Below are 26218 nucleotides of genomic sequence, written 5' to 3'. Positions count from 1 at the left end.
CATTATGTCGAACACACTCATCCAACAAGAAACAAGCAAAGTTCATCAAGAAGTCCTCGGTGCGAACGAAAAATATGCATCTGAATTTGGGAAAAAAGGGGAATTGGCCCTTCCTCCAGCAAGAAGTTTTACCATCCTCACCTGTATGGATGCAAGACTAGACCCAGCAAAATAAGCAGGACTTGCCGAAGGTGACGCCCACGTGATCCGAAATGCTGGAGGCCGAGCAAGTGACGATGCCATTCGGTCTCTCGTCATTTCTTATAAATTATTAGGAACTAAAGAATTTTTTGTCATCCACCACTCAGATTGTGGAATGCAACTTTTCACTGATCCCATCATACGGAACCTCCTTTCCAAAAGTTTGAAAACAGCGACCATTGATTCGAACGGATGGCGTAACTTAGAAGAATCAGGTGGCTCCGATGAAGCGAAGTTCATTCCTTTTTTGACTTTTGAAAATTTGGAACAAAGTGTTATTGATGATGTCAAACGAATTCGTAACCACCCTTTGATTCCCAAAGACATTCCTGTTTATGGATATTATTACGATGTGAAAACAGGAAAGTTAGTAGAAGTCAAAGAAGCCACAAAAATTGGAAGGGCTTCGTAAATCCAAACGGACAATCCATTCATTTAAAAAAGAATCTTCCTTTTCATCCCAGCGAACAAGAATTCGTTGGGAATTCTTCCTATTTTCTAAATCGTTCTGTAAAAACAATTTAAGAGAAATTCGAAACATGAACTTCTCAAGATTAAATTTTCCATTTTTGAGAATTGTATTTTCTTCTCTGGGTTTTTGTGGTAGGTGGACGTCAATGGGTGGCGGGTCTAGTTCCCCTCCCTAATCGGGCGGGGATACTGATATCCAATCTGTACCGCTAAATTCTCCGAACCAACTGTAAAACCCTGTTGACAGAAACTTCCATTCTTTCTAGTTTAACCAAATGGTTAATTATCTAAATGGTTAAATTGCAGGATTCGGAAGAAACTCTCAATGCCACGTTCCAAGCATTGGCAGATCCAACTCGTAGAAAGATACTGATGCAACTCGTATCTGGTGAAGCGACAGTTCTCGAATTGGCAGAACCATTTCAAATGAGTCTCCCCGGGATTTCCAAACATCTGAAAGTTTTGGAAAAAGCAGGGCTTATTGAAAAAGGAAAGGCAGCGCAGTTTCGACCTTGTCGTTTAAAAGTGGAAGCACTTCAGGAAGCCAATCAGTGGTTAGAACAATATAAAAAATTATGGGAAGAACGATTAGATCGTTTGGATGCATATTTAACCGAATTACAAAAATCGAAAGGAAATTATTAAAATGTTTAATTCAGAAACAATTTTGACACTGGAAGAAAAAATAGTACGCATCGAACGATTGTTTGATGCTCCATTAAAGCTTGTATGGGAAGTTTGGACAAATCCTTTGCATATCCAAAAATGGTGGGGCCCAAAAAGTTTCACAAATCCATCAGTTGAATTTGATTTTAAAGTAGGCGGATCATATCGAATTGTTATGCGATCTCCTGAAGGGGTTGATTATCCAGTTTTTGGGAAATTTTTAGAAATCACTCCATTCCAGAGTTTTGTAATCAGTGATTTGGTAGACGAACATCCTGATGAATGGGTGGCGGAAGTTCAAAAGATGGCAGGAGTAACAGGCGATAGAAAAATACTCAATTCAAAGTTAAGAGTGTTGTTCGAAGAAGTTGATGGTAAAACAAAAGTTGTTCTCCTTACCGAATTTGCCAATAACCAAATTCGAGATGGATTTGCAAGTTCAGGTATGAAGGAAGGTTGGTCAGAAAGTTTTGAAAAATTAGAAATAAATGCTCTACCTAAACCGAATGAAATCTCCATGGAGAGAAAAATGAATCATTCACAGGAACTGATTTTTAATACACTTTCTAATCCATTGACGATCGACCATTGGTGGGGGCCGAGTGGATTCAAAACAACAACTGAATCAATGGACTTTCGAATTGGAGGGAAATGGATTTTTACCATGGTCGCACCAGATGGGACAGTTTATCCAAATGTAATCGAATATAAAGAAATTAGGAAATTCGACTACATGGAATACACACATGGTTCAGGTGATGTAAATAAAAAGGATGATTTTTTGGCTAAAATATTTCTAATAGCTCTCGGCGAGAATCAAACCATTGTAAAAATGCAACTGGCTTTTCCTGATACAAATGTTCGAAATGCGGTGATTGCCTTTGGTGCGATTGAAAGTGGACAACAGACACTTTCAAAACTTGATCAGTTCTTAAATCAAAAATAGGAAAACTATCAATGTTAAAGAGTTTCATAGCAATTGTTGTTGGATTATTATCCAACGTAATCCTCTCTGTACTTTGCGATACAATTCTTAAGGTATTAAATTTCCTTCCTTATGATCATATGTTTGTATCAACTCCTTTGGTTTTGTTTGTATTAGGATATCGAATAATATTCAGTATTTTTGGATGTTATTTGACTGCTAAGTTAGCTCCGCAAAACCCAATGAAACACGCATATATCTTGGGTGGTATTGGTTTATTGTTAGGAATTGCAGGTGTTGTATTTGCTGGTCATCTTGGACCTTGGTGGTATGCATGGTCTCTAGTGATTCTCACTCCTCTCATTGCTTATTTAGGTGGTAAACTTTATGTATTACAGGAAAAATCCAAATGACAAGTGCTAGTTTATGGGAAGATTTAAAAAAAGCTCTTGCTGGTTCTGAAGAAGATTATACAGAAGTTAGCATTCGTAAAGCTGTGTTCCTACTCTCAGTTCCAATGGTTTTGGAACTTGTATTAGAATCCGTATTTGCCGTTGTCGATATTTATTTTGTTGGCGCTTTAGGTGCATCTGCAATCGCAACTGTTGGTCTTACCGAAACTTATTTATTTCTATTGTATTCCGTTGCAATGGGCTTGTCATTTTCGGTCACTGCGATCATTGCAAGGCGAATTGGAGAAAAAGAGAAAGACAAAGCAGGAATAGCAGCAATTCAATCCATTTGGATCGCCATCCTTGCTTCTGTTCCTTTTGCAATCGCTGGAATATTTTTTTCAAAAGAACTTCTCAAACTAATGGGTGGAGATGAGTGGGTTTTGAGCGAAGGATACCACTATATGCAGTGGATGTTAGGTGGAAATATAGTCATCGTCCTTCTTTTTCTCATTAATGCAGTTTTTCGCGGAGCAGGGGATGCCGCGATATCAATGAGAGTTTTATGGGTATCCAACGGTCTGAATATTGTTTTAGATCCCATTTTTATTTTTGGTTGGGGACCAATTCCTGCTTATGGAATAACGGGTGCAGCAATTGCCACGAACTTGGGTCGTGGGATCGGAGTGCTTTTCCAATTGTGGTTGTTATTCCAAGGCGGAAAACATATCAAAATTTTGAAATCCCACCTAAAATTAGAATGGGAAACCATCCAAGGAATCTTAAAAACCTCACTTGGTGGGATTGGACAAATGATTGTTGGTATGACATCTTGGATCTTTATCATGAGAATACTTTCGGAATTCGGGAGTCAAACAGTTGCCGGGGCAACCATTGCTTTAAGGACGATGATGTTTACCATGATGCCTTCTTGGGGAATGTCTAACGCAGTTGCTACGTTAGTTGGTCAAAATTTAGGAGCAGGCAAACCAGATCGTGCGGAACAATCTGTTTGGTTTACCGGTTTTTGTAATATGGGTTATTTAATTCTGGTATCCATCATTTACTTTTTTTGGAGTGAAAACCTAATTTCCATTTTCTCAAATGATCAGGAAGTCATCGCCATTGGTGGTAAATGGTTACAAATTGTCTCATACTCATATTTTATTTATGCATGGTGGATGGCTGCTGGACAAGCTTTTAATGGTGCAGGAGATACAATCACTCCTACAAAAATTAATATCATTTTCTTTTGGGTCATTCAAATCCCTTTAGCTTATCTATTAGGAAAACATTTCGATTTTGGCTCCACAGGGGTATTTTGGTCTATCATGATCTCGGAATCTTCCGTAGGAGTTTTTACTCTTTGGTTATTTACCAAAGGAAATTGGAAACAAACAAAAGTATAGAGAGAATAAAGTTATGAAATCTGAGGTAGCAAAATCAATTGATGAATACATCGGAAGATTTCCGAAAGATGTACAAGATATCCTTCAGAAGGTTCGAAGTATCATTCAGAAAGAAGCACCAGAAGCATCAGAGGCAATAAGTTATGCGATGCCAACATTTGTACAAAATGGAAACTTGGTACATTTCGCAGCTTATGCAAAACACATTGGTTTTTATGCGCTTCCTTCTGGAAATCTTGCATTTCAAAAAGAAATTTCTAAATATAAAAATGGGAAAGGTTCCATTCAATTTCCATTGGATGAGCCAATCCCGTATACTCTGATCAAAAAAATTGTTAAATTTAGAGTGAGCGAAAACTTAGAAAAACAGAAGAAGAAAACTCAAAAAAAAAAGACTACAAACTCAAAAAAACCAATCTTGAAGAAATCGTAAACGCTGATTTATTGTTTCTTCGATGTTTTTACTTTTTGTTTTAATAAGAAGCAATCTTTCAGTAACAGCATCTTTAAATTTTATTTCGATTTACAAGAGAAGTTTTATCATAAAAATTAACCCATCTGTTTTCTGTATGAGGATCATAGATGGAGTTTGAAAACAAAAGCATACTTTATTTATGGAACAGTCGTGTTATGTTTGCAACCAATAATATGCAAACTGACTTTCATTCACATTATGCAGCTACATTAGCAATTTCTTTAGAAAAAAATATTACAATCGAAACTGAATTAGGAAAAGAAGAATACCGGGTTGCATTAGTTGGCCCGAATACGTACCACCGAACTATATCTCCTGGAGTGAAAATGGTTGCATTGTTGATAGACCCAGAGACGTATGAATTTGGATCTATCTCAGAATCTATTTCTTCTGGTGAAGTCAAACGTTTAGATATTAAAAAATTTTTACCATTAATCGATTCTTTGTGGTCATTGTATTTTGGTGATTTAAATCATCAAGAAGCAACACAACTTCAGATCAGTTTACTTCGAACTGTTTATCCATTTGAAGAATTAAAAACTTCAATCGACCCTAGAATTCAAAAAATTGCTAAAAAAATTCGACTAGAAGTTCCCGATAGCATTCGAATGAGAGAAATAGGAAAAGATTTTTCTATTTCAGAAGATAGATTGATTCGTTTGTTTAAAGAAAATTTAGGAATCCCTCTTCGAAGGTATTTGTTATGGGTTCGTATTTTGCGTGCAGTGAAAGAATTAAAGGCAGGCAACAATCTTACCGATGCAGCACATGCTGCAGGTTTTTCCGATTCGGCACATTTCTCTAGGACTTTCAAAGAAAATTTTGGATTTATACCTTCTCTCTTTTTTGGTCACCTCAAAACCGCCGAAGTTCGATTTTGTGAATCGGATGAAAGTTTTCAATAAATCATAAAAATACCGGAATCGTTCAAGCAGAGATTTTTATATTTTGTTATTCTCTTTTTTTACTAAGGAAAAAGAGACTCATGCCATTATTGCAAGAAAAAGGTTTATTATCAAAATTATCTTCAAAGCTCTCAAAACTAAGTTCCGAATCGATTCGGATTCCAACAGCTGATGAAAAAAATGGATTTTTAAAAGCTCAGAAACTAGCTTACGACTGTGTCACAACCATTGAGAAAGAAATGTTGCCAGGTTGGACTGAAAAACAAACAGCAAAAAGAATGGATGAGTTTTTGCGAGATCACGGTGTAAATGTCTTTTTACATAGACCTTTTGCTTGGTTTGGTGAACATGCAAGGTTTGACGGATACAAACGATTCACTCAATTTCATCCAGGTAAAAAACAATTGGTTGAAGAAGAATCTTTTATTTTGGATGTATCACCAGTAGTCGATGGTTATATCGGCGATATAGGTTATTCTTCATCTCTAATCAAAAATTCCGAACTTGACTTAGGTATGAAATACCTATTGCACCTTCGCGAAGAGATTCCGAAATATTTTAGTTCTACAATGACTCCATCAGAAATTTGGTGGAAAATCGATTCCGATGCAAAACAATCTGGTTTTGACAACGTACATTCGTTATATCCTTTTGCTGTACTTGGACATAGAGTATATAAAGTAAATCTTCCTAATGTTTCTTTTCCTTTGTTGCCTGTGAGTTTTGCAAGTTGGTTCAGTTTGCAAGGGTCTTATGAATTTTTATCACACAAAGTATTACCTGAATTATTAACTCCCGACCATCAGGGTAATAAAGTGGGATTATGGGCAGTGGAACCACATTTAGGAAAGGGTAAAACTGGGTTTAAATTTGAAGAGATTTTAGTCGTAGAAGAGAACAAAGCCTATTGGTTAGACAACGAAGTCCCTCACGTAAAAAAATACCAAATGCCGAATGGAAAGAACTAAAATGAAAATTCAAAAACAAAAATACTTATTTTTCCTGCTTTTATTCACTATTGGATGTAATACAAACAATATCAAAATTGGTAAGGCATACAAATTAGGACCTGTACCGAATACCATTCAGGAAGTAACAAAGCCAGATCCATTTTTAGAAAATTTAAATGTCACTATGCGACTGTTACCTGGTCATGATGATCTTATTTTCAACAATCAAGAAAAAGTAGCTTATGCATCCGGGATGGATGGTTGGATCTGGAAATTAGACTTCAAATCAAACCTTGAAACTGCGTGGGTAAAACCGCCAGTTAATCCTGCTGGATTACAATTTGCAGATAAAAAGAAAGAATCCATATTGTTTTGTGCTTCAAAACTCGGAGGGGTCACTTATGACGATTCACAAAGAGTTGGTTTGTATGAAGTAAATATCAAAACAAAGTCGATAACTCCTATTCTTCTTTCTCTTCCAAAAATAGAAAATTCTGATTTTGAAATTGTTTACTCCGAATCGAAACGCCCTACATTTTCTTTACAGTCATTAAACGAATACAATTCAAGACCTTTCTCTTTATGTAACGATCTCGCTGTTTCAAATGATGGGAATCGAATTTATATTTCAGAGCCATTTGAAAGAGTGAACGCAGCAATGGGAAGCGGAGCTGTTCCAGAGGCTATCGGACTTTATCCTCATGGTAAATTATGGATGTATGATAGAAAACAAAAAACTATTTCCCTTGTGATGAATGGTTTTACCTTTGTTGATGGAATCATCATTGCGGAACATTCTGTTACAAAGGAAGAGTCGGTAATCATAACAGAAACTACAAAATTTCGAATCATCAAAGCCAATATCAGTGGGAAAAAAGAAGGTACATTCGAGGTACTTTTTGATAACTTACCTGGTCTTGCGGATGGATTGGAGCGAGATACAACAGGAAGGATTTGGGTCGGTATCATTAAACCAAGATCCGGTCTCGTGAATTTTATCCATAACAACCCTTGGATAAAATCATTTTTGCTTTCATTACCCCAACGAATTTTGCCAATCGCAAAGAAAACTGGAATTATGGTATTGGATGCTACTGGAAAAAAAGCAATCTATTTTACGATGCATGATGGCTCAAAAATAAAAGATATATCTGTTGCAGTTCCTAATGAAGATTCAGTTTATTTCCCATCGTTTGATACGTCTTCCCGTGGATTGTATTCGATTTCGACAAATAATCTTTTGTTAGGTGAATAGTTATGTTTTTATTAAAAAATAATTTATCTAACTTACAAAAATCTTTTCTTACTTTTTTGGTATTCAACTTTTGTTTAGTTTTCCTATCCTGCAAAACACCAGAGGAATATTTTAAAAATCAAATCAAAGGTCCTGTCGAACTTTCTTACAATCCTATTGTCGAGTCCATTCGATCAGAGGGAGACCCGATCAAGAATAATGTTACAATCAACGGAAATACACTGCCAGCCCAAGATGAAATCCTTCTTCAAGAAGATTTGAACCGAGCTTTTATCGCATCTATTGATGGTTGGATTTGGAAAGTAGATTTAGCAAAAAATACTTCCGAACCTTTTGTGAAAACTCCCCTTCTTCCTGGTGGAATGGTTTTTCATCCCAAGAACCAAGATATCATTTATATGTGTTTGTCGCGTGGAAAAGAACACAAAGACCCTCTCGTAGATGGACCAGGTATTTATGAATTAACGATATCAACCAAACGTTTACGTAAAATTGGAACACGAGTTCCACTTGTTGACAAAACAGTCGAGCCTTCCGAAGGACAAATCGGAAAATTTTTTCCATGGAAGGAAGAAACAAAAATCCCAATTTCAAAATTAAATGAAACAAACAGTCGTTACGTAGAAAAAGCAGATGATCTTACAATTAGCAAAGATGGAGAACGCATCTATTTTACTGAACCATACGATCATCCTAATTCTATTCTTGGCGTAAGTTCCCAATCAAAACATGAAGTACTGACATTGGGAAGAAACGGACATCTATGGAAATATGATTTAAAAGATAACACTGCGAGTTTGATTGCCCATCAATATACTTATCTAGATGGAATTTTGTTAGAATATTCAAACAGCGAAATAGAATCATCGATTCTATTGAACGAACTATCAAAATCAAGACTCATTCGCCTTCACCTAACTGGAGATAAAAAAGGAACTGACGAAGTTGTGATTGATGGCCTTCCTGGATTTCCGGATGGAATGGACCGGGATTCTGAGGGCCGAATTTGGATCGCAATTCCAGTGGAACGATCTAAACTAATCACTTGGTTGCACAAACATCCATTTTGGAAATCTTTGGTTTTGTATATACCAGAAAGTCTTTTGCCAGTCTCTAAAAAAACAGGAATCCTCGCATTAACACCTAATGGAAGTAAACCTATATACTATGCTATGCATAATGGAAGTTTGTTTTCTCATATCATAGTCGTCGTGCCAGGAAAAGATAAACTATATTTAGCAGTCTATCAAGATGGATTCAAAGGTTTTGTCACGATGTCATATCCTAACAATATTTAGGTTGTTATCCAGGGCGCCTCGCAAAAAAAAGTAAAATCAACTAATATTGATTAAGCGATCCCGCTCTCCGTTCCAATCTTTCCCTTCGGGAAAGGATTTCCACTTCGATCGGTGGCGCAAAGACCAATTCCAAATTGTAAATAGATGAACTCATTATGGAAAACTATGAATTTTTAAGAAAAAAAAATCTTTAGAGCTCCGAATCGACTTTTTGATTTAGCGATGTTGTGGTAAGAGGAAGTCATTGGGTGGCGGGTCTAGTTCCCCTCCCTAATCGGGTGGGGATACGGATATCCATTCTGTACCTGCCTGGGCAAAGGGGCTCGTCCTCTCCGCTGTTCGGACATTGTGTCCTCACTGCGCTCCGAGTCACGGCGTCGCTCGTCGAAAGCCATCGTGGCTTTCTTTCTGATTTGTTCGTTCCCTATGGGTCACTCACAAATCAGCTCGCGTCACTGTTCGATCCCTTCGGATTGATTCTTTGATGATGATTGGATTTTTGTAAAAGTAAGAGTCTGTCTTTTGCGGGCGAAGGGGCTCGTCCTCTCCGCTGTTCGGACATTGTGTCCTCACTGCGCTCCGAGTCACGGCGTCGCTCGTCGAAAGCCATCGTGGCTTTCTTTCTGATTTGTTCGTTCCCTATGGGTCACTCACAAATCAGCTCGCGTCACTGTTCGATCCCTTCGGATTGATTCTTTGATGATGATTGGATTTTTGTAAAAGTAAGAGTCTGTCTTTTGCGGGCGAAGGGGCTCGTCCTCTCCGCTGTTCGGACATTGTGTCCTCACTGCGCTCCGAGTCACGGCGTCGCTCGTCGAAAGCCATCGTGGCTTTCTTTCTGATTTATTCGTTCCCTATGGGTCACTCACAAATCAGCTCGCACCACTGTTCGATCCCTTCGAATTGAATTCTAGATTAAGATTGGATTTTTGTAAAAAGTAAGAGAGATTGTCATGCGGGCGAAGGGGCTCGAACCCTCGCCAGAAGCTTGGAAGGCTGCTGTGCTACCGTTACACCACACCCGCGACAGTAAATACATAGTTTTGGTTGGGGGTAAAGGGTCAATGATTTTTGGTTCCAGAAAGTGAGGGAGGAAGAAAATGAGACTATGGCCCTGCCCCAAGCACTCGAAAATTACCGAAAACAATATCGTAAAATCAAATTATTCCAAGATGTAGCTTCCGTTTTGCATTGGGATTCAGAGGTGATGATGCCCGAAGAAGGTCGGGAATACCGGTCCTCACAAATCGCCGCAGTCGCAGAACTCACACATGATTGGATGACTGACAAATCTTTTTTAAATCAAATCCAATCTGCAAAGGAATCGATCAAAGAACTACCTGAATTTGAGCGTTCAGTTTGGAATCGTGAGTTGGAAGTCCTCATGGAAGAAAAAGAGAAAGCAGATAAACTGCCTTCTGAGTTTGTTTCCGAATTTGCACGAGTTACTAACTTAGCACATGCAGAATGGGCAACGGCAAAAAAAGAAAAAAACTTCCAATCATTTGCAAAACGTTTAGAAGAATTAGTACAATTATCTAAAAAACAAGCAGATTACTTCGGTTATACGACAGAGCCTTATGATGCATTACTTGACAGTTACGAAAAAGGTGCGAAAGCAGAACAAATTCAAGTTTTGTTTTCTGATTTGAAGGAATCACTGGTTCCTATTGTGGCTACCGCTCCTAAATTCAAAAATCCTTTCCCAGGACCAATCTCCTTAGAGAAACAAACTAAGTTTTGTAATCGTTTGCCATCACTTCTAGGTTTAACAACAAAAGAATCCAGATTGGATACTAGTAACCATCCGTTTTCCACAAGTTTAGGGAAAGGTGATAAGAGAATCACAACTAGATATTCTGAAACAGATCCACTGTCTTCCATCTTTGGTGTGTTACACGAAACTGGTCATTCCTTATATGAATCGGGGTTGTCAGCAATGCCAGATTGGCCCACGCCAATTACTGAATTTTTGAGTTTAGGTATTCATGAATCACAAAGTCGTTTGTGGGAAAACCAAGTGGGACGTTCCTTGCCATTCTGGGAATTTGTTTATCCCATTTTGTTATCTGATTTTGGTCTCACAGATAAAGAACTTCCATTTAAAGAGTTGTACCAATATATCAATAGCACAGAAAAAACAAAAGTAAGAGTAGAAGCTGACCAGGTAACTTATAATCTACATATCATTCTGCGATTTGAAATTGAAAGGGATCTCATCAATGGAAAAATCCAGGTAAAAGATTTACCTGAAATTTGGAATACAAAGATGAAAGAAAGTTTTGGTTTATCGGTAGAGAATGATGCCGAAGGTGTATTGCAGGATATTCATTGGTCGATGGGTGCTTTTGGATATTTCCCAACATACACACTTGGAAATATTTTTAGTTCGCAGTTTTTCAAAAAATTTACAGAAGAATTTCCTGATTCGCATAACAAATTTTCTACGAAAGGTGATTTTTCTGACCTACTGGGTTGGCTCAGGAAAAATATTCATTCAAAGGGGAAACTATTTGATGTCGATACATTGATGAAACAAACCACAGGCGAATCTGCAAATTCTAAATACTTAATTTCTTATTTGAATGGGAAAATTAAAGAAGTAACGAAATAATTTAAATCTGAATTTAAAACCAAAGGAACCATATGTCAGGATCAGAACAAGTATTAGAAAAACTAAGCCAATTATCATATTTCGATAACCTTGCATTATACTATTTATGCATTGAAACTCCTCCACAAACACTTGCCTTAGCATTCATGCAAATGGATGAAAAAATAGCAGGTTCAATGCTTGGAGTTTTGGATGTACAAAAAAGAAAGTATGTACATGAACTTATGTCCTTACAAAAGGATAGTTCAGAAGAAGCAAGAAAAGCCGCCGCAGAAGGGTTGTTACTCATCGCAGACGGCTTAATTTCTAGAAATTTAATCAGTAAACAAGGGAATTATTTTTTTGGTACAAAAAGATAATAAGACCCAATTCCTAAACTAATCCAACCAACTAAAAAACTCACTCCTCCTAAGGGAGTGATAGCTCCTAAAACCCGAATCCCTGTGATGGCTAAGGCGTACAAACTAAAAGAAAAAATCAAAATTCCTATTAGAAACATCCAGGTAGCTATTTTCAAATAAGTGTTACTTTTATTCGAAGATTCAGATACCAACGAATGTTGTAACAAGAGAAATGCGACTAGTGATGCCAATGTATGATAAAAATGATATCGATTTCCCGTTTCATAAATTACCATCAAATCGGGTGTTACTATCTTTTTTAGTCCGTGGGCACCAAATGCTCCGATGGCAACAGCTAAAAAACCAGAAAGGCAAATGAGAAGGATTAAAAGCGCAGAGGATTGCTTCTTGACAAGATTCATTAACGATACTTCCTATTGCCTATGACTTCAGATGCATCCGGAAAGAATACTAAATTTGTAAGAGTTTGGCGACAGCTCAATGTAGAGGATGTAAAAAAACAACTACTCTATATTGATGATCTCTATGGAACTTGTGGAAATTGTAAAAAATTGGGACTGAATTATCTAAAAGATAAAAAATGCCCAGAATGTGGAATTACTTTTAAATATTTGGCAACTAAATTGAGTAAGGTGGCAGATATTGGAAAGATTCTAAGTCGAATTGACAAAGAAGGCTTAGACTTAACTTTAATTGAAAGAGAAGATTTTGAAAGGTCAAGTGCAGCAGATGCAGCAAGGGACCTATTCAAATCATAAATTACGAATATTAGGTTTGGTTGTCAGTTTAAAACGATTAAAATTTAAACGACCAACCAAATTGTGCTGTTTTATTATGAGCTGATGTATCTTCCCAAGCATCAAAGGCTCGAACCGCTCTTGAGACGGCGAGTGCCGCAAATACTCCCACTGCGTTCGGCGAGTCCCAAACATTCCCAGCACCTTTAACATTGGCCATATTATCCCAAATATTTTTTTTGGGTAAATTCTCTTGTGCATAAAGATAAGCACCACCTGCCAAAATCAAATCGCATAATAAATAAATACTCATACTAACAAAAGTATCTCGATTTGAAAAGAGAGGAGAGTTCCATGAATTGTATCCAACGGAAGCCATTGGGGAGATTAAGTTTAAACCTTGAGAGACAACATGGTATTTCTCTGATAATGGAACTGCTGATTCATGCGGAGCTTTTTGAAGCAATTCTTGTTCTAAAATCTCTTTCCACATTTTTTCCTGACCACGTCTAGGTGATTCAATACGAATGATAGAATCAGGAGATGTTTTTCCAACTTTTCCTACATAGATATTAAAATCATACGGGTTTTTCCAACGGTTTCTATATCTGTAAACAAACCCTTGTGTTTTTTCATCTGCATAAAAATCCGGATCTAGTTTGTTTAAGAGCGCCACCAAACGAAGGTTTACATCTTCAGGGCCACCTAAAATTTCAACTGTTTCTCCTGCGAATAGGGAACCGATTCCGCTTGTTGGCAATAATAAGAGAAATGAAAAATAGAAAACAAAGGATACGAATCCTTTAAAAATGAAACTCATGACTGCACTCCGGGAAGTTGAAGGTAAGCATTTATTAAACCTAACGAATTGTATGTGGCATGACAAGCCATCGCGATCCAAATATTTCCAGTCTTAATGTAAATGTATCCAAAGAACATACCCACTCCGCATATAATAAACGGAATGGCGACCGAAGTTCCTTCTCCATAATGAAGCCAACCAAAAAGCAAAGAAACTATGAATAAACCTTCTTGCGCAAGATTTTTATCGATAAAAGCCTTTAGTAAAAAACCTCTAAAAAAGATTTCTTCCAAAATTCCTGTGATGATACCGACAACATAAATTCCCCAGGCTAATAAGTAAGTGTTTCCATGAATTGCTTCATAAAGTTTTTTTGCAAAAACTCCAGATTCAACAGGAACCGATAGTCTTTCTAATATCAATCCAAAGATTACGACAACGATAAAACAAATAAATCCATTGGCAATCCCTCGAAGTAATATGGGTATTGATAACTCATCCTGTAAATTGGTAACAGGAATTTGTAAGACTTTTTTATAGAGTAAATATCCTAAGCCCACATAACATAAAAACCACGGTATCGAATGACCTAATAGGTAATGCGGTTTTTCGGAAAACACCTTATCATAAAACTGAGACAAAAGTAAACTTGGATTCTCAGTTATTTCTTTCTGAAACTGATCTTTGATTGGAGTCACAATCTTTTCATACTCAGAAAGCATAGTGGAAAAATCCATTTTCCCTTCCCAATATTCTTCATAAAGGGGAAGTATCTGGTCTTCTGGAATCCGATCGCCAAGCACCGTATTGTTCACAAAGGCTAAAAAAATGACGGAATAGAAGAAAGAACATACATAAACGAGACCCAAAGAATAAGCGGTGAGCCGGAAGATCTCAAAAAAACGATTCTGCATCTGCCTTACAGTTCCTCAATTTCGGCAAGAATCGTCACCGTTTTTTTGGGAAATGGTCGATATTCAAATTAGAAGATTATGTCTAAAACTGCCAATTTTCCGAAATGCGCTCTGTTCCTGGTCATTCTCAGTGCCTTCTCGTCTCTTTTTTCCAGCCCACTCACTCTGGCAAATTTGGAATATACCAATCCTTCGTTAAAAAATCTTCGTTCTGAAATCAAAGAAAATTTAAGGATCTCCAAGTCCGGTGCTAGGAGAGAAGAACTCATACCTCTTAAATATTATGAATACAAAGTTCGTAAGGAAGATAATTTTTTTAAAATTATGGCACGAACAGGTATGGACTTGGAAACACTTTCCTCTGTGAATGAACTCAGTTCACCGCACGATTTATCACCTGGGATGGTTTTAGAAATTCCCAATATGCGGGGAACCTTTCACCCTGAAGAATCAACAGGAGATGAAAAAACCAAATTAGCGTTAGCCGAAAAATATAATCTCGATTCCAACAAATTACAATATGATTCTGAAAGAGAAAAATGGTTTTTACCTGGAATCACAATGGGAAAATCCGAAAAATCTTTTTTCTATGGATTTGGATTTCAATTTCCATTAACCGAAGCTAGGATCTCTTCTGGTTTTGGTAAACGAATTGATCCATTCACTAAAAAAGATACCTTTCATGGTGGGATTGATCTGGCCGCCGAACAAGGATCAGATGTATTTGCCTCTATGGATGGTGAAGTAATTTTCAAAGGTAAACAAGGTGGTTATGGAAATTTAATCATCTTAAAACATAGTTTAGGATATGAAACTCGTTATGGACATCTTTTTGATTTTAATATAAATGTAGGTCAGAAAGTAAAAAAGGGCCAAAAAATTGGGGAAGTTGGACAAACAGGTAGAGCGACCGGTCCACATTTGCATTTTGAAATTAGAAGAAATTCAAAACGAGAAAGACCTATTTTTCGATCTCATTAAAAAAAGATTTTACGTTACTCATTGATTCTTGTAATTCTGGGAATCAATGGACTTTGAAATTCCCCAAGAAGTGGAAACACTTCGTAAAAATATTCGCGACTTCATTACAAATGAAATCATCCCTCTGGAAAAACATTATGATTATGAAAAAGGTCGAATGCCAGAAGATATCAACCAACAAGCGCGTGCTAAAGTAAAGGCTGCTGGTTTTTGGACTCCACATCTTCCAAAAGCAGAAGGTGGATTGGGTTTAGATTTGGTTGGAACATGTATTATTTTTAGTGAACTGGGTCGTTCACCTATTGCTCCTTACATATTTAACTGTGATGCACCTGATGAAGGGAATATGCATTTACTTTCGATTGCTGCCTCTGAAAAACAAAAAGAGTTAATCCTACACCCACTCATCAAAGGTGATTTGCGAACTGGTTTTGCAATGACAGAACCAGGTCCCGGGGCAGGTTCGGATCCAACCACCTTACAGACCAATGCGGAAAAGCATGGAGATAAATATATTATCAACGGTCGTAAGTGGTATTGTACTGGGGCCAATGGGGCAAAATATCTAATTGTGATGGCGAAAGTAAATGGGAGTTTCCGAAAAACAACCATGTTCCTTGTACCAACAGATGCAAAAGGATACACGATGGTTCGAGAAATTGAACTGATGGGTTCTCATGGACCAGGTGGGCACTGCGAACTCAATTTTGAAAACGTAGAAGTTCCAGAAGATATGATTCTTGGCCGAGTTGGAGAAGGTTTTCGACTTTCTCAAGAAAGATTAGGTCCTGCTCGCTTAACGCATTGTATGCGATGGACAGGAATGGCAAGACGTTCCTTAGCAATTGCTCGAAGTTATGCGAAAGAACGAGAAGTATTTAATTCACGAATTGCAGACCACCAAGGAATCCAATGGATGTTTGCCGAACGAGCAACTGAAATTGAAATGGCCTTCCTTTTGACTTTGAAAGCGGCTTGGTTGTTACAAAAAGGGAAAGATGCCCGCCAAGAAACTTCTATGGCAAAATGGAAAGTGAGTGAGTCTTTGTGCAATACCATCGATATGGGGATCCAAATCTGTGGAGGCAAGGGATATTCAAGAGACCTTCCTTTAGAATTGTTTTATAGGGATGCCAGAGCCGCAAGGATTGCCGATGGACCATCCGAAGTTCATAAGATGGTCATTGGTCGAAACTACATTTCAGAAAAATGGGACTTCTAAGAAGTATGGAAATTAAGGAATTACAAGAAAAAGTTGAACTTCACTTATCTTCCGTTTGGAAAGACAATGTTAAAGTCTCCCAAATGCAACATTTAAGTGGAGGAGCTTGCCAAGACAATTATGCATTGGACTTGATTTCTAAATCCGGAAAACAGTCGTTAGTTTTGCGTACAGACAAAGGAGCGAGTTTACTTTCTTCTTTGTCGAAAAAAGATGAGTTCAAAGTGGCAGAACTTGTTTATAAAGCAGGTGTCAAAACTCCGACTCCAGTTTTTTTGGAAGAAACTTCCGATGTGATAGGTTCTCCTTTTTTTCTAATGGAAAAAATTGGAGGCAAAGCCACCGGACGTTACATCACAAAAGATAAGGAACTAGATTCCTATCGCAAATCTCAGATGGTATCGGATCTGGCAGCAAACTTAGCCAAACTCCATACAGTAAAACCAAGTTCTGTCTCTGATGAAGAACTCAAACAAAAACTAAAATTTGTCACTAAAGAAAACTATGTTTCTATTGCTATTTCTGATCTAAGACAATCGTTAGACGAACTTCCTGAATCACATCCTGCCATAGAACTTTGTTTGTTTTGGTTAGAATCAAATGCTCCTTCAATTGATGATATAGTTCTTGTTCATGGAGATTTTCGTACGGGAAACTTTATGATGAACTCCGAAGGTCTCCAAGGAATTTTAGATTATGAATTCGCCCACTTTGGGGATCGCCACGAAGACATTGCTTGGTTGTGTATGCGCGACTGGAGATTTGGAAGGCTTAATAAAGAAGTGGGTGGATTTGGTGATCGCAAAGATTTTTACCAGGCTTACCAAAACACTTCGGGAATCCCAGTGGATCCCTTTAAGGTAACTTTTTGGGAAATTATGGGGAATGTTCGTTGGGCCATCGGGAGTGCACAACAAACAGAAAGACATATTTCGGGCAAAGACAAAGGAATTGAACTGGCGGCCATTGGTCGGCGAACCGCGGAAATGGAATGGGAAGCCATGCGACTCATTGAAGAGGTAAGTAATGCAATATAGACCAGAAACAAAGGAACTCATTTCCTCCATTCAGGATTTTTTAATGAAGGAACTTCTTCCAAAATTGGAAGGAGATGATTTGTTATCATATAAAACATTGGTTTCTTGGAATATGTTGGGTGTGATTGCAAGAGAAACAGAATCTTCTGAGTTTGAATCCGACTTTCATCGAATCCAAAATTTAAATTTAAAAATTTCTGACTTAGAAACTAAGTTTAAATCCGAAGAATTTGCCAATTTAACTCGAAAAGAAAAATACAATCTGCTACTTAATTGGAACAAAGAATTTGCAAATACAATTCGAAACTTATCAAAAGATAAAACAAACTCCGATTTAAAACCTGGTGGTAAAATTTGGAATTTTGCAAAAAATCAACTCAAAGAAAATTTGGCCATCTCTAACCCGAGGTTCCAAACATAAATGTCTTTATTGTACTTAGTCCGTCATGGACAAGCAGATCGCCTTGGAAAAAACTATGACCAACTAACTGAACATGGTTGGAAACAAGCAAAATTATTAGGTGAATACTTTAAAAGCCAAAGGATCGAATTTGATTCTGTATACACTGGTAGCCTCAATCGACAAAAACAAACAGCCCAAGGCATCATGGAAAGTTTTTCAAAAGATTTGTTTTGTATTCCTGAACCACTGGAAAACTCAGCCTGGGATGAATTTGATTCCAAAATGTGGCTTGGACTGGCAGCTAAGATTCGTCATGCGAATGATAACTTTGCCAAATTATATGAATCTTATAAAAAAGCTTGGGAAGAGGGCAAAGAGGAAACAAGGGATTATTTCCAAGAACTCATTCAAATTGTTTTAAACGATTGGGTTCATGGAGTTTGGGATCCTGTGGAACCCTATACATTTAAAGAATATGTTGAAAAAGTTTCCTTTGGTCCAAAAGAGATTCCAACCGACGTAAAAAGTACGTTAGTTGTTTCGTCCAGCACTCCCATAGCGATTATGATGGGTTTATCCTGCAAGATGCAACCAGTTGAATTTCCAGTATTTATGAAATCCATTACCAATTCTTCTCTTAGTGTTTTTCGACGAGAAAACGGCCATTGGGAGCCCGTGAGTTGGAATAATACCCCTCACTTGCAAAACCCAGATTTAGTAACTTTAGTTTAAGAATTATAAAATAATGAATTGTAAATCGCTGTAAATTGGTTTGAACACTTTGGAATGAGGACAAACCAATTTGATTTTTACTGCGCAAATGATGATAGAAGTTTCATTCTATTTTTAGCTTTTTGTCCCCAACCAGTTCTTGGAAAATTTTTATACAAATGTTCCATCGCTGCTAATTCTTCTTCATTCGATTTGCTATAACGAACTGTAATTTTAGGTTCTTCTTGGAATTTAAAATCAACGGTAACATGAAAACTTCCCATAAACACAACTGTACCTGGTTGCAAGTCCACTCTTGATTTTTCGATTTCGGCTCGGTCAAAATCGATATCAATTTTTGTGGGTTGTTTTGTACTTCCAAAGGAAAAGTCTGATGCACCACGATTCAAAAGATGGACTGCATCATGAATTTCATATTGCCCTTCCTTTAAATTTTGGAAGTAATAATAGTGCTCTGAATTTTCATTGTATTCAAAAGTTTTATCCCCTTTTTTGAGTGTAACCTTTTGAAATCTTGGATCAATCAATTCATCCAAAATCATTTCATCTTTAACAATTGTCATGTGAAGAATGATAAGGCTACTCTGTGCATTTTTTGGTCCAAAACTAGAACATTCAGGGAATAGATAGGTAATCAAAAATAAAATTAAAAACTTTCGAAAGACTCCCGAGGTGATCTTTTCAAACTTGGAAATTTTTTTTTCTGACGGATTTGATTCTCCCTCGAAATCGGAACGTTTTTCTATATGACCATCGTAAGAATTAGGACTCATTGTTTATACTTTCCTTAACCCATCGGGTATTGGATCTTCTTTGAAACAAGATTGATTTCCGATAGAATTTCATCAGATAAAATGACATCGGTTGCTTTTAAAGACTCTTCCAGTTGGGCTACCGTATTGGCTCCAATGATCGTAGAGGCAACATAGTCATGTTGTTTACTCCAAGCGACAGAAAGGACAGTGGCACTCATCCCATATTTTTCAGCAATTTTTAACAGTTCCGCAGTGGATGCCAAAGTGTTTTCATTTAAGAAACGATTCGACATTCTTCTTTGTCTCTCTCCCTCCGCCATATAACGAACAAATCGTGCCCCTTCTGGAGGAACAGACCCGTTATATTTTCCAGTAAGGACTCCACCAGCAAGCGGAGAGTAAGGTAATAAAGAAACTCCTTCTTTTCGGCAAACTTGCGCTAGCTCATCTTCAAAACGACGGTTTAATATGGAAAAGTTATTTTGAATGGAATCATAACGAATGAGATTGTATTTGTCGGAAGTCCAAAGGCTTTTCATCAGCCCAAAAGAAGTTTCGTTGGAACAACCTGCATAACGAATTTTTCCTTCTTCTTTTAGTTCAGTCAAAACTTCCATAGTTTCGTCATAGGATACATCATGGTCTGGCCAATGTGTTTGGTATAAATCTATGGTCTCAACACCTAATCTTTGTAAGGAGCCTTCGATCGCACGACGGATATGGTATTTGTCTAATGCCGTTTTTCCTTCACGGAGTGGGGGACTAAACCAACCGTGACCAGGGCCAGCCACTTTTGTTGCGAGGATGATACCATCACGAGGTTTTGTTTTGAGCCACTTTCCAAAAATTTCTTCAGTTCGATGCACCCAAGATTTCTGCGGCGGAACAGGATAAATTTCAGCTGTATCATAAAAATCGATTCCGGCATCGTAAGCACGATCCAGAATTCGAAACGCCTCATCTTCGTTACACGAGGAGCCAAATGTCATGGTTCCCATACAAATTTCGGAAACCACCATTCCTGTTTTGCCAAGTCTTCGTTTTTTCATGTTATTTTTTGATTAAAAAAGTTCTGAATTGATTTTTTGGATCACTCCACTCAATGACATGATCCTTTACCTTTGCTTTTGTAGGTCCTCGTTGCATGGCTCTGTACAAATCTTCAATAAAAAGTTTATCACCTTCTACAACAGCTTCCACTTCCCCATTGGGTAAGTTTTGAGTATAACCTTTGAGTCTCATTTCTTGGGCTTTTTGGAGGACATAGTAACGAAATCCGACCCCTTGTACAGTTCCCCGTATTAAAATTCGCGCTCTTGCTTCTTCTGATTTTCCCAAAGATAGTCTCCTTTCTAGAACTTACTTGGATTTTGAATTCTCTGCAATGTAATTTTGAATGGCAGATTTAAAAAGAGGAACAAACTTCTCATAGACGGCTCGTTTGAACTCGACAACCGATTGGATTGTATCATCAATTTCCATAAATTGGACTGTTAAAAATTCTTGTTCATGGTGGACCAAATCACATTCATCAATAGTTCCATTCCAATAAAATAAAATCCATCTTTGTAATTGCCCACGAAATTTTTGTAAATGAGAATTGAGACCCAAAGAATTTGGAAAGTCGTAAGGAATCCAATCAGGATATTCCGTTACATAGATTGCTTTTTTGACTCCCAATTCTTCATATAATTCTCGTTTAGCGGCATCTAAATAATCCTCATCTTCATCGATTCCGCCTTGAGGAAACTGCCAAGAACCAGGGAATTGTACGCGTTCCCCTACAATTACTTTGCCTAAAGAATTAAAAACCACCATGCCTACATTTTTGCGGTAGGGTTTGTCTGTCATATTTCTTAGAATGGCTCTATCAGCCATTTTCGCAAGAAATTCCTTAATTTTTTGTTTCTCCGCCAGTCCGTGGTTCCAATCTTGGACTTAGGAAGTACTATGAAGATCATTTTGGTTCGTCACGGTGAGGCTGAAAACGCAACTCCAGCCATTTCCGATTCACAGCGGGATCTAACAGACAAAGGTGTCAGTGATATTCATAAAATCGGAAGGTTTATCAAAAACTCATCCTTAGCCGTCAAACAAGTGTATTATAGTCCTTATACAAGGACCAAACACACTGCTGAGATTCTTTCTGAAGAATTAAAGTATGGTTGCGAAATGGTGGCTTCCGATGACCTATTAGCTGGTAAAGGTTGTAGCGATATTATCTCTTGTTTAGTCAATTTTACAAATTCCGACACAGTTCTGTTAGTCGGTCATAATCCAGACATCACGTATTTTGCTGCAAAACTTTTAGGAAATTCCGGTGCAGCAGAAAATTTAATTTTCCAACCTGGTTCTACCATTGCGATCAATGTGGCTCGGGAGAGATTTGCACATGGTCAAATTATTTGGGCGATTTCTCCAGACAATCTGGGTCTTTGATTTCCTAAATTATCAGTAAGACTTGACCGAGCGTTGATCGTAGGGTTTTTGGATTCCAGAACACGGGGTGTAGCGCAGCGGTAGCGCACTTGTCTGGGGGGCAAGGGGTCGCCGGTTCAAATCCGGTCACTCCGAAGTTCAAAAGTTCTGATTTAAAAAACCCAGCAGGCCTGCGAACAAACCTGCCGGAAGAAAATTCAGGATGGTGAGATACAAAAAAAACTAAATCTTAAGAAGGTTTGTTTTGGTTTCCTTCTTTCACTTTATCTAAATATTTTACTACGTTGTCTTTGATTTCATCAAAACGAACGATTCCCCAAGCCACACCCATTTTTACTTTTAGGGCATTGTCACTCGTATCACTTTCGCCTTGTTCTTTCAACTTTTGAAAGTTTGTTTCAAATTTGCTTTTTTTCTCGTTTAGGTCAACGACCAGTTTCTCCCAGACTTCTTTGGAAGTTTTTACGGCGCCAATCCCAGCATTTACGATATCTTGCAGCTTGTTTTCCACATTGCTCATCGGATGTTACTCCTTCTCTCTCCATTATTTTGCAGTGCACAATAATGTCCAGAAAGAATTTTCTGGAGGATTCTGAATTCCTGGGCTAAAATGGTCGGATGCGCGTAAAAACCCTAAGGAATCTCTTCACCATTTTGACCCTTGTTTTCTTGTTTGCGAATTGCAGTAGCCCCATCCAAGAAAAACCCATTGCTGGCTGCGAACGAATTCCAGGAACTCCTGGCCCGGAAGATTTGGATCTCATCCGTGATACATCTACAGTCATTGTTTCTTCCCATGAACGCCGCAATGGACTAAAAGATATCGGAGCTTTGTTTGAAGTTTCTTTCGCTAACCCGAATGGAAAATTAGAAGCAAAAAAAATTGAAACCAATTATCCTGAAAATTTTCGTCCACATGGTATCAGTTATGCGAAAGTAAACGGTGTTGATACCCTAGCTGTGATTTCCCATACCCTAGTGGATGAGAATCCACATACCCTTGAAATTTTTGAACGTTCTAAGTCAGGCAAATGGACCTATACAAAAACTTTGAGTGATCCCACTCTCACAAGTCCTAATGATATTTTTATGAACGAAGCCGGAGAGATTTTTGTTTCCAATGACAATGGAACTAGTAATGCCTTTCGTAAGTACTGGGACATGATCGTTCGCAGCGGAAGAGCAGATGTATCTTATTATGATGGAAAAACTTTCCAGGCCTTAAATGTCCCTGTTATGCTTGGTAATGGAATATATATTCGTAAAAAAGGAAATGAAGAACTCTTATACAGATCTGTATTTTCTGAAAAAGCCATTCGTGTGTATCAAGTGGAACGAAGTGGTGGAAAGATCAATTTAAAGTATTTGGAATCCATCGCCATAGGTGCGGGCCCCGATAATATTTTAGAAGATGAAAATGGAATGTTATGGCTTGCGGCCCATGATTCAACCTATAAATTCATTCGTCATGTGATGAATCGAACGAATCTAGCACCCACTCGTGTTTTTAAAATCAATCCAGAGAACAAAGAAGTCACTGAAGTGTATGCCAATGAAGGTGCAGAAATTTCAGCCGGAAGTACGGGACTTGTTTTCAAAAACAAACTTTTGATTTCGCAAGTGTTTGAAGATTTCCTTTTGGTTTGCCCAAGGCCATAGGAAAGTATTTAGATACATTTTAAATAAGATGGTGTTGGTTAGGCTGTCGTATTAGGATAAAGTACAGAACTAAAGTTTAATGTATAATATTAAGACGATGTTAAATCTTACCGCTCTAAATAATAATTTAATAATAAAATGAAAATTCCAACTTATGACGAAATGATGAATCCTTTAATTTCTGCGTTAAAAGAATTAGGAGGATCGGGAACCATAGAAGAAATAAACGAAAGAGTATTTGCGATAATGGAACTTTCTAATGATGTACTAGAAATTCCTCATGGTGAGAAAGGGTCTCGTAGCGAGGTTGAGTATCGTTTGGCATGGACAAGAACTTACCTCAAACGTGCGGGTATGTTGGAAAATTCATCAAGAGGTGTTTGGTCGCTTACTAGTGAAAGTAAGAATGCTAATCGATTAAATCCCAAAGATATCGTTTCCCATGTAAGGTCTTTAACTAAAGTAGAAAGAAAAGAAAAAGAAGAAATTGAGGATTTCGAAACTAACGATCTCGATGCACCAGAAGAATTCAGGAATTGGAGAAATGGTTTAAAAGAAATACTGTTTGCAATCAAACCTGATGCATTTGAGCGATTGTTTAAAAGAATTCTCAGAGAATCCGGATTTCATCAAGTTGAAGTAACAGGCAAGAGTGGTGATGGTGGAATTGATGGAAAAGGAATTTTTAGAATAGCTGGATTTATAAGTTTTAATGTATTATTCCAATGCAAAAGATACCGCAATAATTCTGTTTCTGCATCTGAAATTCGAGATTTTAGAGGTGCCTTACAGGGTCGAGCTGATAAAGGTTTGTTCGTAACAACAAGTTCGTTTACAAGAGAAGCTATTAAGGAAGCAACACGAGACGGGGCTCCACCTATTGATTTGATCGATGGAGATGCATTAATAGATAAATTAAAAGAACTTCAGTTAGGTTTAGAAATCGAAATTGTGGAAAAAGTTGAAATTAATAGAGATTGGTTTAATGATCTTTAATTGTTTGAGAATACGGATAACGGTAAAAATATGAAACGTTTAGCAAACATACATCCTGGACAAATACTATCGGAAGAGTTTCTTACTCCATTAAAAATTACTGCCTATCGACTTGCAAAGGAAACTGGTATTTCCCAAACTAGAATCAGTCAAATTCTAATCTATAAAAGATCAGTTTCCGCTGATACGGCAATACGTTTATCAAAATTCTTCGGAACTACTCCTCAATTCTGGCTTGGTTTACAAAATGATTATGATCTGGAAGAAGAAATGTTGAAAAAGCAAAAAGAATTTAACGGCATTCACAATTACAAAGATTTAGCAATAGCATCTTAATTCTTTGTAATTACATAGTCGGACGACACCTAACACCACCATGAAATACATCGCACTACTCAGAGGAATCAATGTAGGAGGAAACAGAAAGGTCGAAATGAAAAAACTTCGAACACTTTTTGAATCCTTTGGTTATACGAAAGTTTCTACTTATATCAACTCAGGGAATATCATTTTTGAATCAGAAGATGATCAAAAAACGGTTCTCGCAAAAATTATAAAGGCTTTTGAAAAAACTTTTGATTTCGAAATCCCCACTCTTGTGAAGACAGAAAAAGAAATGAAAAAAATTGCCAAAGCGATCCCAGAGGAATGGCAAAACGATGACACGCAAAGGACGGATATTGCTTACTTGTTTCCAGAAGCAGATTCCAAAAAAATCATCGAGGAACTTCCACTTAAAATGGACTATCTCGATATTCGTTATATTAAAGGTGCGATCATTTGGAATATCAAAAGAGAAAATGTAAACAAAAGCCAACTTGCCAAATTAATCAGTCATAAATTGTATCAGACAATGACAATACGCAATGTGAACACGGCTAGGTTTTTAGCAGGAGAAAAAGAGTAAAAAAAAACTTATTTTCTTTTTAGTGATCAGTGGACAGTTTCGTTTCTACATTGATCACCATCTCAACCTAGTCCCTTCAATACCGCTTCAATCGTTTCCACTAACAACGACTCTCTGTTCTCATGACAGTGTTGGGCCACAAGTTTTGGGTGAGTGAAAGCAGTTCCTGCCGAAATCAGAATTTCTGCCACCAAATTCACATCTCTTTTTTTGATCTTCTTTTGGTTTATGGCTTCTGTGACCAAACTAGCCATTTGGATTCGCATATTGGTCAAATGAGTTTGGATAAAGGGTTTGGACTCTTCTGCTGCCATATCAAAAGCCTTATACAACTCAGGATCAAGATTTACCTTTTCCAATTTCATTCGGTGGAGATTTAGAAACCAAGTGAGGATCTTTTGGATGGGGTCTCGTTTTTCTTTTACCAGCAAATCCTGTTTTTCATCTAACTTCACAAGCCAACGTTCGGAAACAGCATCAAAAAGAGCTGTTTTGTCTTGAAAATGAGAGTAGAGGGCCGCATGGCTAATCCCCATTTCTTTGGCTACATCCACCAGACGAACCTTTTCAAAACCTTTGGCCCGCATTTCGCCTATGGCAATTTCCACCGCTTTGTCTTGGATTTCCGAGGCTGTGAGACCGGTTCTTGGCATAAGGAAAGGATCGGATCGAAATCCAGGGGGTCAATCTCAAATTACAAAATGAAAAAAA

32 protein-coding genes, 2 tRNA genes and 1 pseudogene are annotated in these 26218 nt (G+C 37.6%); 25 read left to right on the top strand and 10 right to left on the bottom strand.

Going from position 1 to position 26218, the window contains the following annotated elements; genetic code table 11:
* Positions 1-4 precede the first annotated feature (4 nt).
* The 11 genes and pseudogenes from EHQ47_RS19820 (at position 5) to EHQ47_RS07775 (ending at position 8947) form a co-directional block, all read left to right on the top strand.
* On the top strand, positions 5-175 hold the full coding sequence (locus EHQ47_RS19820) for a hypothetical protein (RefSeq protein ID WP_244290257.1): 171 nt from the start codon (positions 5-7) through the stop codon (positions 173-175).
* An 18-nt stretch (positions 176-193) separates the two neighbouring features.
* Positions 194-613 (top strand): annotated as a pseudogene (locus EHQ47_RS07820) (beta-class carbonic anhydrase); the annotation flags it as partial.
* A gap of 350 nt (positions 614-963) precedes the next feature.
* On the top strand, positions 964-1317 hold the full coding sequence (locus EHQ47_RS07815) for an ArsR/SmtB family transcription factor (RefSeq protein WP_004786391.1): 354 nt from the start codon (positions 964-966) through the stop codon (positions 1315-1317).
* A 1-nt stretch (position 1318) separates the two neighbouring features.
* Positions 1319-2284 (top strand): SRPBCC domain-containing protein, encoded by a 966-nt coding sequence (locus EHQ47_RS07810; RefSeq protein ID WP_135776925.1) that lies wholly within the window; start codon positions 1319-1321, stop codon positions 2282-2284.
* Positions 2285-2295: 11 nt separating this feature from the next.
* Positions 2296-2676 (top strand): hypothetical protein, encoded by a 381-nt coding sequence (locus tag EHQ47_RS07805; RefSeq protein ID WP_135776924.1) that lies wholly within the window; start codon positions 2296-2298, stop codon positions 2674-2676.
* Complete coding sequence (locus EHQ47_RS07800) at positions 2673-4064, top strand: MATE family efflux transporter (RefSeq protein WP_135748837.1); 1392 nt, start codon at positions 2673-2675, stop codon at positions 4062-4064. Before EHQ47_RS07805 ends, EHQ47_RS07800 begins: the two co-directional genes overlap by 4 nt.
* Before the next feature lie 13 nt (positions 4065-4077).
* Positions 4078-4497 (top strand): iron chaperone, encoded by a 420-nt coding sequence (locus tag EHQ47_RS07795; protein WP_135748838.1) that lies wholly within the window; start codon positions 4078-4080, stop codon positions 4495-4497.
* 197 nt (positions 4498-4694) lie between these two features.
* Positions 4695-5444, top strand: coding sequence for a helix-turn-helix transcriptional regulator (locus EHQ47_RS07790; protein WP_135748839.1), 750 nt, complete (start codon positions 4695-4697; stop codon positions 5442-5444).
* Positions 5445-5524: 80 nt separating this feature from the next.
* Positions 5525-6412 (top strand): M24 family metallopeptidase, encoded by an 888-nt coding sequence (locus tag EHQ47_RS07785; RefSeq protein WP_135776923.1) that lies wholly within the window; start codon positions 5525-5527, stop codon positions 6410-6412.
* 1 nt (position 6413) lies between these two features.
* Positions 6414-7649: an SMP-30/gluconolactonase/LRE family protein gene (locus EHQ47_RS07780; protein ID WP_135748841.1), complete on the top strand. Its 1236-nt coding sequence runs from the start codon at positions 6414-6416 to the stop codon at positions 7647-7649.
* Between the two features lie 2 nt (positions 7650-7651).
* Positions 7652-8947: an SMP-30/gluconolactonase/LRE family protein gene (locus EHQ47_RS07775; RefSeq protein ID WP_135776922.1), complete on the top strand. Its 1296-nt coding sequence runs from the start codon at positions 7652-7654 to the stop codon at positions 8945-8947.
* A 954-nt stretch (positions 8948-9901) separates the two neighbouring features.
* On the opposite strand, the gene EHQ47_RS07770 is transcribed toward EHQ47_RS07775, so the two are convergent.
* Positions 9902-9972: transfer RNA gene (locus tag EHQ47_RS07770), tRNA-Gly, on the bottom strand.
* Between the two features lie 83 nt (positions 9973-10055).
* Here EHQ47_RS07770 and EHQ47_RS07765 point away from each other — a divergent pair.
* Positions 10056-11561 (top strand): carboxypeptidase M32, encoded by a 1506-nt coding sequence (locus tag EHQ47_RS07765; protein WP_135748843.1) that lies wholly within the window; start codon positions 10056-10058, stop codon positions 11559-11561.
* 32 nt (positions 11562-11593) lie between these two features.
* The gene (locus EHQ47_RS07760) at positions 11594-11920 is read left to right on the top strand and encodes a hypothetical protein (RefSeq protein WP_135695518.1); all 327 of its coding nucleotides are present in this window, start codon (positions 11594-11596) and stop codon (positions 11918-11920) included.
* On the opposite strand, the gene EHQ47_RS07755 is transcribed toward EHQ47_RS07760, so the two are convergent.
* A complete protein-coding gene (locus EHQ47_RS07755) occupies positions 11896-12324 on the bottom strand; it encodes a DUF423 domain-containing protein (protein WP_135748844.1) in 429 nt (142 codons plus the stop codon). The genes EHQ47_RS07760 and EHQ47_RS07755 overlap by 25 nt on opposite strands.
* A 21-nt stretch (positions 12325-12345) precedes the next feature.
* On the opposite strand from EHQ47_RS07755, the gene EHQ47_RS07750 reads away from it, so the two are divergent.
* Positions 12346-12681 carry a hypothetical protein gene (locus tag EHQ47_RS07750; protein ID WP_135748845.1) on the top strand — a complete coding sequence of 112 codons (336 nt, stop codon included), beginning with the start codon at positions 12346-12348 and terminating at the stop codon, positions 12679-12681.
* Positions 12682-12718: 37 nt separating this feature from the next.
* Here the strand turns inward: EHQ47_RS07750 and EHQ47_RS07745 are convergent, their stop codons facing one another.
* Positions 12719-13480: a hypothetical protein gene (locus tag EHQ47_RS07745; RefSeq protein WP_135748846.1), complete on the bottom strand. Its 762-nt coding sequence runs from the start codon at positions 13478-13480 to the stop codon at positions 12719-12721.
* The gene (locus EHQ47_RS07740) at positions 13477-14376 is read right to left on the bottom strand and encodes a CPBP family intramembrane glutamic endopeptidase (protein WP_100739595.1); all 900 of its coding nucleotides are present in this window, start codon (positions 14374-14376) and stop codon (positions 13477-13479) included. The genes EHQ47_RS07745 and EHQ47_RS07740 overlap by 4 nt, the downstream gene beginning before the upstream one ends.
* 78 nt (positions 14377-14454) lie before the next feature.
* Between EHQ47_RS07740 and EHQ47_RS07735 the strand changes: the two genes are divergently transcribed.
* From EHQ47_RS07735 to EHQ47_RS07715, 5 genes are read left to right on the top strand one after another with little or no spacing between them, the layout of a single operon-like run.
* Positions 14455-15357 (top strand): LysM peptidoglycan-binding domain-containing M23 family metallopeptidase, encoded by a 903-nt coding sequence (locus tag EHQ47_RS07735; RefSeq protein ID WP_135748847.1) that lies wholly within the window; start codon positions 14455-14457, stop codon positions 15355-15357.
* Positions 15358-15403: 46 nt separating this feature from the next.
* The gene (locus EHQ47_RS07730; protein ID WP_135748848.1) at positions 15404-16579 is read left to right on the top strand and encodes an acyl-CoA dehydrogenase family protein; all 1176 of its coding nucleotides are present in this window, start codon (positions 15404-15406) and stop codon (positions 16577-16579) included.
* Positions 16580-16584: 5 nt separating this feature from the next.
* Positions 16585-17616 (top strand): phosphotransferase family protein, encoded by a 1032-nt coding sequence (locus EHQ47_RS07725; protein ID WP_135776921.1) that lies wholly within the window; start codon positions 16585-16587, stop codon positions 17614-17616.
* Positions 17606-18037: a hypothetical protein gene (locus EHQ47_RS07720; RefSeq protein WP_135748850.1), complete on the top strand. Its 432-nt coding sequence runs from the start codon at positions 17606-17608 to the stop codon at positions 18035-18037. The genes EHQ47_RS07725 and EHQ47_RS07720 overlap by 11 nt, the downstream gene beginning before the upstream one ends.
* On the top strand, positions 18038-18751 hold the full coding sequence (locus EHQ47_RS07715) for a histidine phosphatase family protein (RefSeq protein WP_135748851.1): 714 nt from the start codon (positions 18038-18040) through the stop codon (positions 18749-18751). It begins immediately after the preceding gene.
* Between the two features lie 77 nt (positions 18752-18828).
* Here the strand turns inward: EHQ47_RS07715 and EHQ47_RS07710 are convergent, their stop codons facing one another.
* The 4 genes from EHQ47_RS07710 to EHQ47_RS07695 are packed head-to-tail and all read right to left on the bottom strand — an operon-like array spanning position 18829 to position 21384.
* Positions 18829-19524, bottom strand: a complete 696-nt coding sequence (locus EHQ47_RS07710; RefSeq protein ID WP_135748852.1) for a hypothetical protein — start codon at positions 19522-19524, stop codon at positions 18829-18831.
* Positions 19525-19538: 14 nt separating this feature from the next.
* Positions 19539-20555, bottom strand: coding sequence for an aldo/keto reductase (locus tag EHQ47_RS07705; protein WP_135748853.1), 1017 nt, complete (start codon positions 20553-20555; stop codon positions 19539-19541).
* A gap of 1 nt (position 20556) precedes the next feature.
* Complete coding sequence (locus EHQ47_RS07700; RefSeq protein WP_135572996.1) at positions 20557-20844, bottom strand: acylphosphatase; 288 nt, start codon at positions 20842-20844, stop codon at positions 20557-20559.
* 21 nt (positions 20845-20865) lie between these two features.
* Entirely contained in the window at positions 20866-21384 is a 519-nt protein-coding gene (locus EHQ47_RS07695) for an RNA pyrophosphohydrolase (RefSeq protein WP_135748854.1), read from the bottom strand.
* A 72-nt stretch (positions 21385-21456) separates the two neighbouring features.
* Between EHQ47_RS07695 and sixA the strand changes: the two genes are divergently transcribed.
* The gene (gene sixA, locus EHQ47_RS07690) at positions 21457-21945 is read left to right on the top strand and encodes a phosphohistidine phosphatase SixA (RefSeq protein WP_135776920.1); all 489 of its coding nucleotides are present in this window, start codon (positions 21457-21459) and stop codon (positions 21943-21945) included.
* Between the two features lie 63 nt (positions 21946-22008).
* Positions 22009-22080, top strand: a tRNA-Pro gene (locus EHQ47_RS07685).
* A gap of 94 nt (positions 22081-22174) precedes the next feature.
* Here EHQ47_RS07685 and EHQ47_RS07680 read toward each other — a convergent pair.
* Entirely contained in the window at positions 22175-22465 is a 291-nt protein-coding gene (locus tag EHQ47_RS07680) for an LIMLP_16025 family protein (protein WP_004785337.1), read from the bottom strand.
* A 134-nt stretch (positions 22466-22599) separates the two neighbouring features.
* Between EHQ47_RS07680 and EHQ47_RS07675 the strand changes: the two genes are divergently transcribed.
* The 4 genes from EHQ47_RS07675 (at position 22600) to EHQ47_RS07660 (ending at position 25507) form a co-directional block, all read left to right on the top strand.
* Positions 22600-23604, top strand: coding sequence for an arylesterase (locus EHQ47_RS07675; RefSeq protein ID WP_244290256.1), 1005 nt, complete (start codon positions 22600-22602; stop codon positions 23602-23604).
* 138 nt (positions 23605-23742) lie between these two features.
* On the top strand, positions 23743-24600 hold the full coding sequence (locus EHQ47_RS07670; protein ID WP_135776918.1) for a restriction endonuclease: 858 nt from the start codon (positions 23743-23745) through the stop codon (positions 24598-24600).
* Positions 24601-24630: 30 nt separating this feature from the next.
* Entirely contained in the window at positions 24631-24936 is a 306-nt protein-coding gene (locus EHQ47_RS07665) for a HigA family addiction module antitoxin (RefSeq protein WP_135776917.1), read from the top strand.
* Between the two features lie 40 nt (positions 24937-24976).
* Positions 24977-25507, top strand: a complete 531-nt coding sequence (locus tag EHQ47_RS07660; RefSeq protein WP_135776916.1) for a DUF1697 domain-containing protein — start codon at positions 24977-24979, stop codon at positions 25505-25507.
* A gap of 62 nt (positions 25508-25569) precedes the next feature.
* Here EHQ47_RS07660 and EHQ47_RS07655 read toward each other — a convergent pair whose 3' ends face one another.
* Positions 25570-26160 carry a TetR/AcrR family transcriptional regulator gene (locus tag EHQ47_RS07655; protein WP_135776915.1) on the bottom strand — a complete coding sequence of 197 codons (591 nt, stop codon included), beginning with the start codon at positions 26158-26160 and terminating at the stop codon, positions 25570-25572.
* Positions 26161-26218: the final 58 nt, after the last annotated feature.

The organism is Leptospira bourretii, assembly GCF_004770145.1.
GTDB classification, from domain to species: Bacteria; Spirochaetota; Leptospiria; order Leptospirales; family Leptospiraceae; genus Leptospira_A; species Leptospira_A bourretii.
The sequence above is the reverse complement of the archived record's forward strand: the minus strand, read 5'-3'. Positions and strand labels throughout refer to the sequence as shown.